12 protein-coding genes and 1 pseudogene are annotated in these 13061 nt (G+C 66.1%); 7 read left to right on the top strand and 6 right to left on the bottom strand.

Annotated elements, in window-relative coordinates; translation table 11 throughout:
• Nucleotides 1–5: 5 nt before the first annotated feature.
• The 6 genes from dapE to map form a co-directional block, all read right to left on the bottom strand.
• The gene (gene dapE, locus B8115_RS22710; RefSeq protein WP_026038333.1) at nucleotides 6–1178 is read right to left on the bottom strand and encodes a succinyl-diaminopimelate desuccinylase; all 1173 of its coding nucleotides are present in this window, start codon (nucleotides 1176–1178) and stop codon (nucleotides 6–8) included.
• Nucleotides 1165–2190, bottom strand: coding sequence for a 2,3,4,5-tetrahydropyridine-2,6-dicarboxylate N-succinyltransferase (dapD, locus tag B8115_RS22705; RefSeq protein WP_010630165.1), 1026 nt, complete (start codon nucleotides 2188–2190; stop codon nucleotides 1165–1167). The genes dapE and dapD overlap by 14 nt, the downstream gene beginning before the upstream one ends.
• Nucleotides 2191–2233: 43 nt before the next feature.
• Complete coding sequence (locus tag B8115_RS22700) at nucleotides 2234–2578, bottom strand: Spx/MgsR family RNA polymerase-binding regulatory protein (protein ID WP_010630164.1); 345 nt, start codon at nucleotides 2576–2578, stop codon at nucleotides 2234–2236.
• Nucleotides 2578–3804, bottom strand: coding sequence for a succinyldiaminopimelate transaminase (dapC, locus tag B8115_RS22695; RefSeq protein ID WP_010630163.1), 1227 nt, complete (start codon nucleotides 3802–3804; stop codon nucleotides 2578–2580). Before dapC ends, B8115_RS22700 begins: the two co-directional genes overlap by 1 nt.
• 158 nt (nucleotides 3805–3962) lie before the next feature.
• A complete protein-coding gene (locus tag B8115_RS22690) occupies nucleotides 3963–6644 on the bottom strand; it encodes a [protein-PII] uridylyltransferase (RefSeq protein WP_010630162.1) in 2682 nt (893 codons plus the stop codon).
• An 11-nt stretch (nucleotides 6645–6655) separates the two neighbouring features.
• Nucleotides 6656–7447: a type I methionyl aminopeptidase gene (map, locus tag B8115_RS22685; RefSeq protein WP_010630161.1), complete on the bottom strand. Its 792-nt coding sequence runs from the start codon at nucleotides 7445–7447 to the stop codon at nucleotides 6656–6658.
• A 322-nt stretch (nucleotides 7448–7769) separates the two neighbouring features.
• Here map and rpsB point away from each other — a divergent pair, with 322 nt between their 5' ends.
• The 7 genes and pseudogenes from rpsB to B8115_RS22650 form a co-directional block, all read left to right on the top strand.
• Nucleotides 7770–8516 (top strand): 30S ribosomal protein S2, encoded by a 747-nt coding sequence (gene rpsB / locus B8115_RS22680; protein ID WP_010630160.1) that lies wholly within the window; start codon nucleotides 7770–7772, stop codon nucleotides 8514–8516.
• 175 nt (nucleotides 8517–8691) lie between these two features.
• Nucleotides 8692–9561: a translation elongation factor Ts gene (gene tsf, locus B8115_RS22675; RefSeq protein ID WP_010630159.1), complete on the top strand. Its 870-nt coding sequence runs from the start codon at nucleotides 8692–8694 to the stop codon at nucleotides 9559–9561.
• A 115-nt stretch (nucleotides 9562–9676) separates the two neighbouring features.
• On the top strand, nucleotides 9677–10438 hold the full coding sequence (gene pyrH / locus B8115_RS22670) for a UMP kinase (RefSeq protein WP_010630158.1): 762 nt from the start codon (nucleotides 9677–9679) through the stop codon (nucleotides 10436–10438).
• Between the two features lie 4 nt (nucleotides 10439–10442).
• Nucleotides 10443–11000: a ribosome recycling factor gene (gene frr, locus B8115_RS22665; RefSeq protein WP_010630157.1), complete on the top strand. Its 558-nt coding sequence runs from the start codon at nucleotides 10443–10445 to the stop codon at nucleotides 10998–11000.
• A 58-nt stretch (nucleotides 11001–11058) separates the two neighbouring features.
• Nucleotides 11059–11835 (top strand): polyprenyl diphosphate synthase, encoded by a 777-nt coding sequence (gene uppS / locus B8115_RS22660; RefSeq protein ID WP_026038332.1) that lies wholly within the window; start codon nucleotides 11059–11061, stop codon nucleotides 11833–11835.
• Entirely contained in the window at nucleotides 11828–12628 is an 801-nt protein-coding gene (locus tag B8115_RS22655) for a phosphatidate cytidylyltransferase (RefSeq protein ID WP_026038331.1), read from the top strand. Before uppS ends, B8115_RS22655 begins: the two co-directional genes overlap by 8 nt.
• Before the next feature lie 16 nt (nucleotides 12629–12644).
• Nucleotides 12645–13061: pseudogene (locus B8115_RS22650) on the top strand (1-deoxy-D-xylulose-5-phosphate reductoisomerase); the annotation flags it as partial.

Raw genomic sequence — 13061 nt, 5'->3', positions numbered from 1 at the left:
CGTATTCAGGGCTGGGCGGAGCCGTTGACGAAGAGCTTACCCAGAATCGCTTCGTAGATCCGGCTCAGGTCGTCCAGATCGGCGGCACGCACGCGTTCGTTGGTCTGGTGAATGGTGGCGTTACGCGGCCCCAGCTCCACCACCTGGCTGCCCAGGGTGGCGATGAAGCGTCCGTCCGAGGTGCCGCCGCTGGTGGAGAGCTTGGGACGCCGGCCGAGTACGGCTTCGACACCGTGCAGGGCGGCATCCACCAGTTCGCCTTCGGCGGTCAGGAACGGCTCGCCGTTGAGGGTCCAGTCAAGCTGATACTCGAGGCCGTGGGCGTCGAGGATGGCCTGGGTGCGCTCGCGCAGCTGCTCGTGGGTCACCTCGGTGGAGAAACGGAAGTTGAACACCACCTCCACGTCGCCGGGGATCACGTTGGTGGCCCCGGTGCCGGCGCGGATGTTGGAGATCTGAAAGCTGGTAGCGGGGAAGAAGTCGTTGCCCGAGTCCCAGTGTTCACGCACCAGGGCATCGAGCGCAGGCATGGCCTGGTGGATGGGATTGCGCGCCAGGTGCGGGTAGGCCACGTGGCCCTGGATGCCCCTGATGTGCAGCACGCCGCCCAGCGAGCCGCGGCGGCCGTTCTTGATCACGTCGCCCAGCACGTCGGTGGAGGAGGGCTCGCCGACGACGCAGTAGTCGAGGCGTTCGTTGCGCTCGCGCAGGTGCTCCACCACGGCCCGGGTACCGTCCACCGCCGGCCCCTCCTCGTCGGAGGTGATCAGAAAGGCGATACGACCATGGTGGTCGGGGTGGGCGCTGACGAAGCGCTCCACCGCGGTGATCATGGCCGCCAGGCTGCCCTTCATGTCAGCGGAGCCGCGGCCTCGCAGCATGCCGTCGTCATCGATGCAGGGCTCGAAGGGCGGGTACTCCCAGTAGGTGTGCGGCCCGCTCGGTACCACGTCGGTATGGCCGGCGAAGGCCAGCACGGGACCGTGGTGGCCGTGGGTCGCCCAGAAGTTTTCCACGTCGCCGAAGGGCAAACGTTCGACGTGAAAGCCGAGCCGCTCCAGGCGCTCGATCATCAGCGCCTGGCAGCCCAGGTCGTCGGGAGTGACGGAGGGCCGGCGGATCAGCTCCATGGCGAGCTGCAGGGTCGGGGAGAGTCCCTGTGGCTCAGTCGTTGGCATGCAGGGCCTCGTTGAGCGCGATGGCGCTCTTGTTGGTCAGGCACTCGATGCGGCCGTTCTGCGAGTTGCGGCGCAGCAGCAGGTCGCTCTGGCCGGCCAGCTCGCGGGCCGCCACGGTCTTGACCTCCTGGCCCTGGTCGTCGAGCAGGGTGACCTTGGCCCCGGCGGTGATGTAGAGCCCGGCTTCCACGGTGCAGCGGTCGCCCAGGGGGATGCCGATACCGGCATTGGCGCCGATCAGACAGCCTTCGCCGACCTTGATCACGATGTTGCCGCCGCCGGAGAGGGTGCCCATGGTGGAGCAGCCGCCGCCCAGGTCGGAGCCCTTGCCCACCAGCACGCCGGCGGAGATGCGCCCTTCGATCATGCCGGGGCCTTCGGTGCCGGCATTGAAGTTGACGAAGCCCTCGTGCATCACGGTGGTGCCTTCGCCGAGGTAGGCGCCCAGGCGTACCCGGGCGGTATCGGCGATGCGCACGCCGCTGGGCACCACGTAGTCGGTCATCTTGGGGAACTTGTCGACGCAGTCCACCGAGAGTGCGCGGCCTTCGAGGCGCGCCTTGAGGCGCCGGGCGGGCAGCTCGTCGATGTCGATCGGGCCTTCGCTGGTCCAGGCCACGTTACGCAGCAGGCCGAACATGCCGGTGAGATCGAGCCCGTGGGGCTTGACCAGACGGTGCGACAGCAGGTGCAGCTTGAGGTACACCTCGGGCACGCTCTGCGGCGGCACGTCGCTGTCGATGAAGGTGGCGACCAGCGGACGCTGGCTGACGGCCAGTGCCTCGGCCAGTTCGGCCTGGGCCACGTGGCCTGCGGCCTTGAGCGCCTCGGCGATGTCGCCGCAGTGCTCCGGCAGGAAGCTGACAGCACCGTTGCCGCTGGGGATGTCGAGCACCTTGCCGACGGCTGCTACCAGGCTGGCATCCGGCTTGAGCAGCGGGGCCGGATAGTAGATCTCCAGCCAGTCGCCCTGGGTGTTCTGGGTGCCGATTCCGAAGGCAAAACTCAACATGGGGTGTCCTCGTTTCTTGATGGTAAGTCTTTATGGAAAGGGGTCAGCCTTTGAGGTCGTCGTAGTCGCCGTCGCGATAGCCGACGCGAATCTCGTCGCCGGTATCGAGCAGCGGTCGCTTGAGCAGGGTGGGGTTGGCCATGATCAAGGCGCGGGCCTTGTTGGCGTCGAGATCCTGCCTGTCCTCTTCGGGGAGATTGCGCCAGGTGGTGCTGCGCCGGTTGAGCGCCTCCATCACCGGCACGCGCGCGAGAATGTGTTCGAGCAGGGCGGCGGAAAGCCCGTCTTCACGCAGGTCGTGGACCTGATACGGCAGGCCCTTCTCGTCCAGCGCCTTGCGTGCCTTGCGGCAGGTGTCGCAGCTCTTGATCACGAACAGGGTTGCCATCATGCCCTCCTTTCGATGAAACGGCGAATCCGGTCGGCGGCTTCTACGGTGGGCTCGAGTTCGGCCACCAGCGCCAGGCGGATGCGCCCGGCACCGGGGTTCACGCCCCGGCCATTCTCGCGACCCATCCCGTCGCCGGCTGCGGGGCGACCCATATAGCTGCCCGGTAGCACGCTGACGTGCTCGGCGGCGAACAGCTCGCGGGTGAAGGCTTCGTCGTCACCGCCCGGTACCGCCGGCCATAGGTAGAAACTGGCTTCGGGCGCGGGAAATTCAAGCGCCGGGGCGAGAATTTCGGTCACCGCGGCGAACTTCGCGCGGTAGGCATCGCGGTTGGCACGCACGTGGGCCTCGTCGTTCCAGGCGGTGATCGAGGCGTACTGCAGCGGCAGCGACATGGCGCAGCCGTGATAGGTGCGGTAGCGCTTGAACGGGGCGATCAACTCGGCGTCGCCGGCGACGAAGCCCGAGCGCAGCCCGGGCAGGTTGGAGCGCTTGGAGAGCGAATGGAACACCAGGCAGCGACGGTAGTCGTGGCGGCCCATCGCCGCGCAGGCTTCCAGCAGCCCCGGCGGCGGTGCGTCCTCGTCCAGGTAGAGCTCGGAGTAGCACTCGTCGGAGGCGATGATGAAATCGAACTCGTCGGCCAGGGCGATCAGCTTCTCGAACTCGGCCCGCGGCGTCACCGCGCCGGTGGGGTTGCCCGGCGAGCAGAGGAAAAGAATCTGCACTTCGCGCCACACTTCGGCCGGCACGGCGTCGAAGTCGGGGCGAAAGCCGCTCTCGGCCCGGCAGTCCAGATAGAGCGGCTGGCCGCCGGCGAGCAGGGTGGCGCCCTCGTAGATCTGATAGAAGGGATTGGGCACCGCCACCCGTGCCGGGCGGCTGCGGTCCAGCGCGGCCTGGACGAAGGCGAAGATCGCCTCGCGGGTGCCGTTGACCGGCAGCACCTGGTGCTCGGGGTCGAGCCCGTCGAGACGAAAGCGACGACGGGCCCAGTCGGCAATGGCGCCACGCAGCTCGGGGATGCCGGCGGTGGCCGGGTAGCGGGCGAAATCGAGCTGGTGTTCGTGCAGCGTCGCCAGCGCCTCGGCGAAGGGCGCATGCTGCGGTTCGCCGATGGTCAGCGGGATGTGCGCGAGCTGCGCAGGTGGCGTCACACCGGCCTTGAGCGTGGCGAGCTTCTCGAAGGGATAGGGCTTGAGGGCGTCGAGATCGGGGTTCATGGTGTCCAGGCGCCGGTAAGCGGCGTCGTTGTCGTGGCTGCGGGCAGACCGACGATTATAGGGAAGCCCCTGACTTGCCTCAAACCAATCGCGCCCGGCTTAAAGCAATCGCGCTCGGCGCAGACCAGTAGCGCTCCTGGCGCCAAGCGCGGCGGGTCTCAGCCCGCCACGTCCAGCACTTCGATCAGCCTCGCGCGCAGGCGCTGCTGGCGCTCGGGGTCGGTCAGCGGTGCGCCCGACTTGTCGGTGATGAAGAAGACGTCCTCCACCCGCTCGCCCAGGGTGGCGATCTTGGCCGCCGAGAGCGAGATGTCCTGCTCCATGAAGATGCGCCCGACCCGGGCCAGCAGGCCGGGGCGGTCGGGAGCGGTCAGCTCCAGCAGGGTACGCTCGTTGGCCGGGTCCTGCTCGATCAGCACCTCGGTGGGCACCTTGAAGTGGCGAAGCTGGCGCGGCGTATGGCGGGTGACGATCTGCGGGTAGTCGTCGGGGTCGTCGAGTTCCTCGACCAGGTGCGCGCGGATCTCCTCGATGCGGGCCGGATCGCGAATGGCTCGCCCGAGATCGTCGAGCACGATGAAGGTGTTGAGCGTCCAGTCGTTGCTCGAGGTGGCGATGCGGGCGTCGTGGATCGACAGTCCGAGCTGCTCCATGGCGGCGGCGGTGGCGGCGAACAGGTCATCCACCGAACGGGTGTGGATGAACACCTTGGTGCCGCCGTCGGACATGTCGTCGGCGGGGGCGCTGATCAGGATCAGCGGCAGCTCGGAGCCGCCATGGGCGAGAATGCCCATGGTCTGCCACACGATCTCGCTGGGGGCGTACTGCAGGAAGTACTCCTCGCCGAGCAGCTCCCACAGGCGCTCGACCCGCTCCAGGTCGGCGCCCACGGCCGCCAGCAGCGAGCGCGCCTCGTTGCGCGTCTCGGCGACCCACTCCTCGCGGTCGAGGGGGTTGTCCAGGCCGCGGCGCAGGGCGCGCTTGGTCTCGGCGTGGAGCTGACGCAGCAGCGAGGCCCGCCAGCCGTTCCACAGCGTCGGGTTGGTGGCGTTGATGTCGGCCACCGTCAGCACGTAGAGGTAGTCCAGGCGGGTCTCGTCGCCGACGTGGGCGGCGAACTCGCGGATCACGTCGGGGTCGGTGATGTCGCGCTTCTGGGCCACCATCGACATCACCAGATGGTTCTCCACCAGCCAGCTCACCAGCCGCGTGTCGCGGCTCGACAGGCCGTGGCGTTCGGCGAAGCGCTCCACGTCGTGGGCGCCGAGAATCGAGTGGTCGCCGCCGCGGCCCTTGCCGATGTCGTGATAGAGCCCGGCGATCCACAGCAGCTCCAGCTTGGGCAGCTGATGCACCAGTTCCGCCACCACCGGGAACTCCTCGCGGGCCTCGGGCTTGCGGAACTGGTGAATGAACTTGAGCAGGCGCAGGGTGTGGGCATCCACCGTATAGATGTGGAACAGGTCGTGCTGCATCAGCCCTACCGCCTGGCCGAACTCCGGCAGGTACTTGCCGAGTACGCCGTAGCGGTTCATGCGCCTGAGCTGACGCGCCACGTTGCCGCTCGAGCACAGCAGCGACATGAACAGGTGCTGGTGCTGGGCGTCGTCGCGGTAGAGGTCGTCGATGAGATGACGGTTGTCGCGAATCAAGCGGATGGTGTCGGCGCGTACGCCCTCGATCTCGGGATGCTCCGCCATCAGCAGGAACAGCTCCAGCAGCGCGTAGGGGTGCTCGCGGAAGACCGAGCGGTGACGCGCCTTGATATAGCTCCCTTCGATCACGAAGCGCTCGTTGAGGTCGGTGATCTCGAGCTTTTCGCCGCCGCGCAGGATGGCTTCGTCGAAGTGCTGCAGCAGCATGTCGTTGAGCCCCGCCAGCGCCGTCACGTGGCGGTAGTAGCGCTTCATGAACTGTTCGACGGCCAGGCGCTCGGGAGTATCGCGGAAGCCGAACAGCTCGGCGATGGTGCGCTGGTGGTCGAACAGCAGGCGATCCTCGGCGCGCCCGGTGAGCATGTGCAGGGCATAGCGCACCTGCCACAGGAAGGCCCGGCCCTGGCTCAGGATGTGCAGCTCGGCGTCGTTCATGAAGCCGTTCGCCACCAGGTCGCCGTAGCGCTGGCTGCCGAAGTGGCGCTTGGCCACCCAGCCGATCATCTGGATGTCGCGCAACCCGCCCGGTGAACTCTTGATGTTGGGCTCGAGGTGGTACTCGGAGTTGTTGAAGCGGTGATGGCGGCTGATCTGCTCCTGCCACTTGGCTTCGAAGAAGCGGTCGGCGGGCCAGATGCGCTCGGGCGCGATGCGCGCCTTCATCGCCTCGCGCAGCGACTCGGGGCCGGCCAGGGTGCGCGACTCCATCAGGTTGGTGATGATGGTGATGTCGGCACTGGCCTCACGTTCGCAGTCGGCCAGCGAGCGCACGCTGTGGCCGATCTCCAGGCCGATGTCCCACAGCAGGGTGATGAAGGCGGTCAGCGGCTCGCGATAGGGCGAGTCGTCGTCGTCCGCCAGCAACAGCATCAGGTCGATGTCGGAGCGTGGGTGGAGTTCGCCGCGTCCGTAACCGCCCACGGCGAGCAGCGCCACGCCGTCGTCGGGCCACTCCTGCAGCGACCACGCCACGCCGAGCAGTTGGTCGAGACACCAGGCCCGGCCGTGCACCAAGTCGCGAATGTCGGCGCCGGCACGGAAGCGCTCGTCCAGGCGCTGCTGAATGTCGCGCAGCGCCGCCTTGAACGGCGCTATCGGCGAGCGAGTGCCGGCGAGTTCGCTGCGGAAGGTGGCAGCATCGAACAGCGTCTCATCGGGAACGAAACGGTAGTGGTGCAGCAGCATGTTGGCTCGACTCAGTGGTCGAGGAAGGAGAAATCTTCCTCGTGGCGCGCCGTGAGCACCTCGACGCCGGTTTCGGTGACCAGCAGGGTGTGCTCCCACTGTGCGGACAGGCTCTTGTCCCGGGTCACCGCGGTCCAGCCGTCGCGCAGCACCTTGGTCTGGTGCCCGCCGACGTTGATCATCGGCTCGATGGTGAAGCACATGCCGGCGGCCAGGGTAGCGTCGGCCTCGGGCGCGTAGCCGTCATAATGCAGCACCTGGGGGTCTTCGTGGAAGGTGGCACCGATGCCGTGGCCACAGAAGTCGCGCACCACCGAGTAGCCGTTGACCTCGGCATGGCCCTGAATGGCGCGAGCCAGTTCGGAGAGGCGCGCGCCCGGCCGCACCAGGGCGATGCTCTTGTACAGGCACTCCTGGGTCACCCGGCACAGCCGCTCGCCCTGGATGTTCTCGCCGACGATGAACATCACACTGGTGTCGCCGTGGTAGCCGTCGGCGGTCTTCACGGTGACATCGACGTTCATGATGTCGCCCTTCTTCAGCTTCTTGTCCGGATCGGGAATGCCGTGGCAGACCACGTGATTGAGCGAGGTGCAGATCGACTTGGGAAAGCCGTGATAGTTGAGCGGTGCCGGAGTGGAGCCCAGTTCGTTGACGATATAGTCGTGGCACAGGCGATCCAGCTCGCCGGTGGTCACGCCGGCCTGGACGTGGGGGGCGATCATCTCCAGCACGCTGGCGGCCTGGCGACCGGCCTCGCGCATCTTCTCGATCTCGTCGGGCGTCTTGATGGCTATGTTCATGGAGTCTCGTATCAGAGGAATGGCAGTGCCGGCAGCATGGGATAAGGCGGCGGGCGACTTCATCTCGTGGATGAACTATGGTATAAAGCCGCGCGCTTTCCTGCAATCGTCAGGGTCCAGGCCAAACGGCCGGCCGGCGAGGCAGCGACGGCGTCGGCGGCGAGTCGCCCAAGCGCCTGGCGCAGCACGACTCGAGCCGTTAACTCAACAGCCTTGAAAACACACACGTACCGGCACATGGTCCCGGGTGCTGCCGCGGTTCTTCCCGGCGGTCGGATCCATGGGGTGCGTGGAGGCCTAACCCGATTTTCAGGAGTCATCCATGGCACACGTCAACATGCGTGACCTGCTCAAGGCAGGCGCACACTTCGGTCACCAGACCCGTTACTGGAACCCGAAGATGGGCAAGTTCATCTTCGGCGCTCGTAACAAGATCCACATCATCAACCTCGAGCACACCCTGCCGGCCCTCAACGAGGTGATCGACGTGGTCGAGAAGATGGCCGCTTCCAACAACAAGATCCTGTTCGTCGGCACCAAGCGCAGCGCGAGCAAGATCATCAAGGAAGAAGCCAATCGCGTCGGCATGCCGTTCGTCAACCACCGCTGGCTCGGTGGCATGCTGACCAACTACAAGACCATCCGTCAGTCGATCAAGCGTCTGCGCGACCTCGAGACCATGCGCGAGGACGGCACCTTCGACAAGCTGACCAAGAAAGAAGTCCTGATGGCGACTCGCGAGCAGGACAAGCTCGAGCGCTCCATCGGCGGCATCAAGGAGATGGGCGGTCTGCCCGACGCGCTGTTCGTCATCGACGTGGACCACGAGCGCATCGCCATCAACGAGGCGAACAAGCTCGGCATCCCGGTCATCGGCGTGGTGGACACCAACTCCGATCCGGACGGCGTCGACTACGTGATACCCGGCAACGATGACTCCATTCGCGCCATCCAGATCTACGTCAAGGCGATTGCCGACGCCTGTGCGCGTGCGAAAGAAGGTCGTCCCGACGAGTTCGTCGAGGTCACCGAGGGTGAAAGCGGCGACGCTACTGCCGCCGCCGAGTAACGGCGCGTTGCTCGAGCCGGCACTGCCGGCTCGGCAGGGCGGTCGCCCAGTGCGTCCGCCCGCTACCGTTCCGCCACGGCGGAGCGAGTGTTCACCGGGCCTTCGGGCCCGGCGCCCTTATTCCCAGGTCGAACCTGGATCAACCCGGGTTCCACTTACCAAGAGGTGAATTACCATGGCAGCGATCAGCGCTTCCCAGGTCAAGGAGCTGCGCGAGCGTACCGGGCTCGGCATGATGGAGTGCAAGAAAGCACTCACCGAAGCGGGTGGTGACATCGAACTCGCCATCGAGAACCTGCGCAAGAGCTCCGGCCTGAAGGCCGCCAAGAAGGCCGGCCGTACCGCCGCCGAAGGCACCGTGGTGACCCGTGTCGCCGCAGACGGCAGCTACGGCGTGGTGGTCGAGATCAACTCCGAGACCGACTTCGTCGCACGCGACGACAACTTCAAGGCCTTCGCCGACAAGGTCGCCGACGCCTTCTTCGCCGCCAAGAGCGAGGACGTGGCTGCCGTGATGGCCGGCGAGCTCGAGAGCGCTCGCGAGCAGCTGGTGCAGAAGATCGGCGAGAACATCGGTGTGCGTCGCTGCGCCGTCGTCGAGGCGCCGGCAGGCGCGCTGGTGGGCGAATACGTCCACGGCGGCCGCATCGGCGTGCTCACCGTGCTCAAGGGCGGTAACAGCGAAGTGGCCAAGGACGTTGCCATGCACGTGGCCGCGATCAACCCGGCCGTGGCGCTTCCCGAGGACATGCCTCAGGAGCAGCTCGACAAGGAGAAGGCGATCATCCTGGCTCAGCCCGACATGGCCGGCAAGCCCGAGCAGATCGCCGAGAAGATGGTCGAAGGCCGCCTGAAGAAGTACCTGGCCGAGAACAGCCTGACCGAGCAGCCCTTCGTCAAGGATCCGAACCAGTCCGTGGCCGAGTTCGTCAAGGCCGCCGGCGGTGAGGTGCTTGGCTTCACCCGCTTCGAAGTGGGCGAGGGCATCGAGAAGGAAGAGGTCGACTTCGCCAAGGAAGTCATGGAACAGGCTGGCCGTCGCTAAGGTCAGAGGTTCCAGCTCGAGAACGGCGTGCGCGAGAGCGCACGCCTTCTCGTATCCGGCTCCCGCGCCGGACGTAGTAGAGTAGCTTCATCCCCTTGACGCCAGGAGAGTTGCCATGCCCCCGACCGATCACGTCGACAGCCTCGCCAAGCCCCGTACCGACAAGTCGAAGTACAAGCGCATCCTGCTCAAGCTCTCCGGCGAAGCGCTGATGGGCGAGCACGATTTCGGCATCGATCCGCAGGTGCTCGACCGCATGGCACTGGAGATCGGTCAACTGGTGGGTATCGGTGTACAGGTCGGTATCGTCATCGGCGGCGGCAATCTGTTCCGCGGCGCGGCGCTCAACGCAGCGGGCATGGATCGGGTCACCGGCGACCACATGGGTATGCTGGCCACGGTGATGAACGCCCTGGCCATGCGCGACGCGCTGGAGCGCTCCAACATCCGCTCGCGGGTGATGTCGGCCATTCCCATGAGCGGCGTGGTCGAGCACTACGACCGCCGCACGGCGATTCGCTACCTCACCTCCGGCGACGTGGTATTGTTCTCCGCCGGTACCGGCAATCCTTTCTTCACCACCGACTCGGCCGCCTGTCTGCGCGGCATCGAGATCGACGCCAATGTGGTGGTCAAGGCCACCAAGGTGGATGGGGTCTACGACAAGGATCCGGTCAAGCACGCCGATGCAGTCAAGTACGATCATCTGAGCTACGATGATGCGCTCGACCAGAAGCTCGGCATCATGGATTTGACCGCTATCTGCCTGGTGCGGGACCATGACATGCCGGTTCGCGTCTTCAACATGAACAAGCCGGGCGCCCTGCTGAATCTGGTGGTGGGCGGCAAGGAAGGCACGCTGATAGACAGAGGTTGACACCGTGATCAATGACATCCAGAAAGATGCAGAAAGTCGCATGAAGAAGAGCCTCGAGGCCCTTCATGCCAACTTCAACAAGATTCGTACCGGGCGTGCTCACTCCAGCATCCTCGACTCAGTCACCGTGGACTACTACGGCAGCCAGGTGCCGCTCAACCAGGTCGCTTCGGTGAACATCGAAGATGCCCGCACCCTCTCCGTGGTGCCCTGGGAGCAGAACATGGTGCCCAAGATCGAGAAGGCGATCATGACCTCCGACCTGGGCCTCAACCCGTCGAGCGCCGGCAACGTGATTCGTGTGCCGATGCCGATGCTCACCGAAGAGACCCGCAAGGGCTACATCAAACAGGCCCGCTCCGAGGCCGAGAACGCCCGCGTGGCGGTGCGCAACGTACGCCGCGATGCCAACAGCGATCTCAAGGCCCTGCTCAAGGAGAAAGAGATCTCCGAGGACGAGCAGCACCGTGCCGAAGACGTGATCCAGAAGCTGACCGACAAGTACATCGGCGAGATCGACAAGCAGCTCGAAGTGAAGGAACACGACCTGATGCAGGTCTGAGCAGCGCCGGGTGGCCCTGCCTGGCCACCCGGATCTCCCACCGCCATTGCGAGACATCATGACGTCAGCGCAGACCTCTGCATCGAAGATGCCACCGAAGCCCCCCGGCGACGGCCTGCCGCGCCATGTGGCGGTCATCATGGACGGCAACAACCGCTGGGCGCGTGCGCGAGGGCTCTCCGGTATCCGTGGCCATCATGCCGGCGTCGAGGCCGTGCGGGCGGTGATCCGGCGCGCCGCCGAGCGCGGCATCGAGACCCTGACGCTGTTCGCCTTCTCCAGCGAGAACTGGCGTCGCCCCGAGGCTGAAGTGAGCGCTCTTATGGAGCTGTTTCTCCTCGCGCTCAAGCGTGAAGTGAAGAAGCTCCACAAGAACGGCATCCGGCTCTCGGTGATTGGCGACCGCTCCGCCTTCTCCAGCTCGATCCAGAAGCACATCGACAGGGCCGAGGCGCTGACCCGCGACAACCAGCGCATGCATCTGGTGATCGCGGCCAACTATGGCGGTCGCTGGGACATTGCCATGGCGGCGCGCCGCCTGGCCGAGCGTGCTGCGGCCGGGGAGCTGGATCCGGCTGCGGTCGATGAGTACGCCGTGCAGGGCGAGCTTTGCCTGGCCGATGAGGCGCCGGTGGATCTGTGCATCCGCACCAGCGGCGAACAGCGCATCTCCAACTTTCTGCTGTGGCAGATGGCCTATGCCGAGCTCTATTTCACGCCGCTGCTGTGGCCCGATTTCGATGGCGATGCCTTCGACCTGGCAGTGGACGACTTCCGCCGACGGCAGCGCCGCTTCGGTATGACCGACGAACAGATCGAGGCTGAAGGTGCTTAGACAGCGAGTCATTACGGCGGCATGGTTGGCGCCGCTGATGCTGGCCGGACTGTTCGGCCTTACGGGCGGTGCCTTTGCCCTCTTCACCGGCGGCATCGTGCTGCTGGCCGCCTGGGAATGGACCAATCTGGCCGGGGTGAGCGAGACGACCCGGCGGCTGGCCCTGGTGGCGGGCATGGCGCTGCTGATGCTCGTGCTGTGGGCAGCAGGCGCTGCGCTGTCGGTCGGGCTCCTGTGGCTGGCCGTGGCTGGCTGGCTGGTCAATCTCTATTGGATCGTTCAGTACCCTGCGCGAAGTGAGCAGTGGCAGTCCATGGCCATGCGCCTGAGCATGGGGCTGTGGGTGCTGCTGCCGACCTGGGTCGGCTTCAACGTGCTGCGCGATACCGGCGGCATCTGGTTGCTCTACGTGCTGCTGCTGGTATGGGGGGCCGATATCGGCGCCTATTTCAGCGGTCGCGCCTGGGGCAGGCGCAAGTTGGCGCCGGCGGTCAGTCCGGGCAAGTCCTGGGAAGGCGTGGCCGGCGGGCTGGCGGTGACGCTGATGCTGGCGCTGGTATTTGCCACCTGGCAGGGGTTGGGTGCGGCGGCTGGCTTGGGGCTGGTCGTGGTCACGGCGATCGTGACGCTGGTCTCGGTGATGGGCGATCTTTTCGAGAGCATGCTCAAGCGCTTCCGCGGTATCAAGGACTCCAGCAACCTGCTGCCGGGCCACGGCGGCGTACTCGACCGCATCGACAGCCTGACCGCCGCGGTGCCGCTGTTCGCGCTGCTCTCGCTCGGGGTCCTGTAGCGTGGATCGCCGTGAGATGAGCGACTCTCGCCGGCAACAGGGCGTGACGGTGCTGGGAGCGACCGGTTCCATCGGCACCAGCACGCTGGACGTGATCGCACGCCACCCCGAACGTTACCGGGTGCATGCGCTGACTGCCCACCGCTCCCGCGAGGCGCTGCTGACCCAGTGTTTGCGCCATCGACCCAGCCTGGCCGTGCTCGACGAGGAGCACGATGCCGCCTGGCTGCGTGAGCGCCTCCTGCAGGCGGGTCTGGCCACCGAGGTGCGGGCCGGGCAGCAGGCGCTCATCGAGGTGGCAAGCGACACCGAGGTGGACGTGGTGATGGCGGCCATCGTCGGCGCCGCGGGGCTGCTGCCGACGCTTGCCGCGGTGCGCGCCGGCAAGCGGGTGCTGCTGGCCAACAAGGAAGCCCTGGTGATCTCGCGATAT

It is taken from the genome of Halomonas sp. KM-1 (genome assembly GCF_000246875.1).
Taxonomy (GTDB): Bacteria; Pseudomonadota; Gammaproteobacteria; order Pseudomonadales; family Halomonadaceae; genus Halomonas; species Halomonas aerodenitrificans.
Note: the sequence above shows the minus strand (reverse complement) of the source record. Positions and strands in the feature narration are given on the sequence as shown.

Excerpts from the sequence above, each read along its gene's own strand:
- dapE (WP_026038333.1), bottom strand. The coding sequence starts at position 1,178 with ATGCCAACGACTGAGCCACAGGGACTCTCCCCGACCCTGCAGCTCGCC.
- dapD (WP_010630165.1), bottom strand. The coding sequence starts at position 2,190 with ATGTTGAGTTTTGCCTTCGGAATCGGCACCCAGAACACCCAGGGCGAC.
- B8115_RS22700 (WP_010630164.1), bottom strand. The coding sequence starts at position 2,578 with ATGGCAACCCTGTTCGTGATCAAGAGCTGCGACACCTGCCGCAAGGCA.
- dapC (WP_010630163.1), bottom strand. The coding sequence starts at position 3,804 with ATGAACCCCGATCTCGACGCCCTCAAGCCCTATCCCTTCGAGAAGCTC.
- B8115_RS22690 (WP_010630162.1), bottom strand. The coding sequence starts at position 6,644 with ATGCTGCTGCACCACTACCGTTTCGTTCCCGATGAGACGCTGTTCGAT.
- map (WP_010630161.1), bottom strand. The coding sequence starts at position 7,447 with ATGAACATAGCCATCAAGACGCCCGACGAGATCGAGAAGATGCGCGAG.
- rpsB (WP_010630160.1), top strand. The coding sequence starts at position 7,770 with ATGGCACACGTCAACATGCGTGACCTGCTCAAGGCAGGCGCACACTTC.
- tsf (WP_010630159.1), top strand. The coding sequence starts at position 8,692 with ATGGCAGCGATCAGCGCTTCCCAGGTCAAGGAGCTGCGCGAGCGTACC.
- pyrH (WP_010630158.1), top strand. The coding sequence starts at position 9,677 with ATGCCCCCGACCGATCACGTCGACAGCCTCGCCAAGCCCCGTACCGAC.
- uppS (WP_026038332.1), top strand. The coding sequence starts at position 11,059 with ATGACGTCAGCGCAGACCTCTGCATCGAAGATGCCACCGAAGCCCCCC.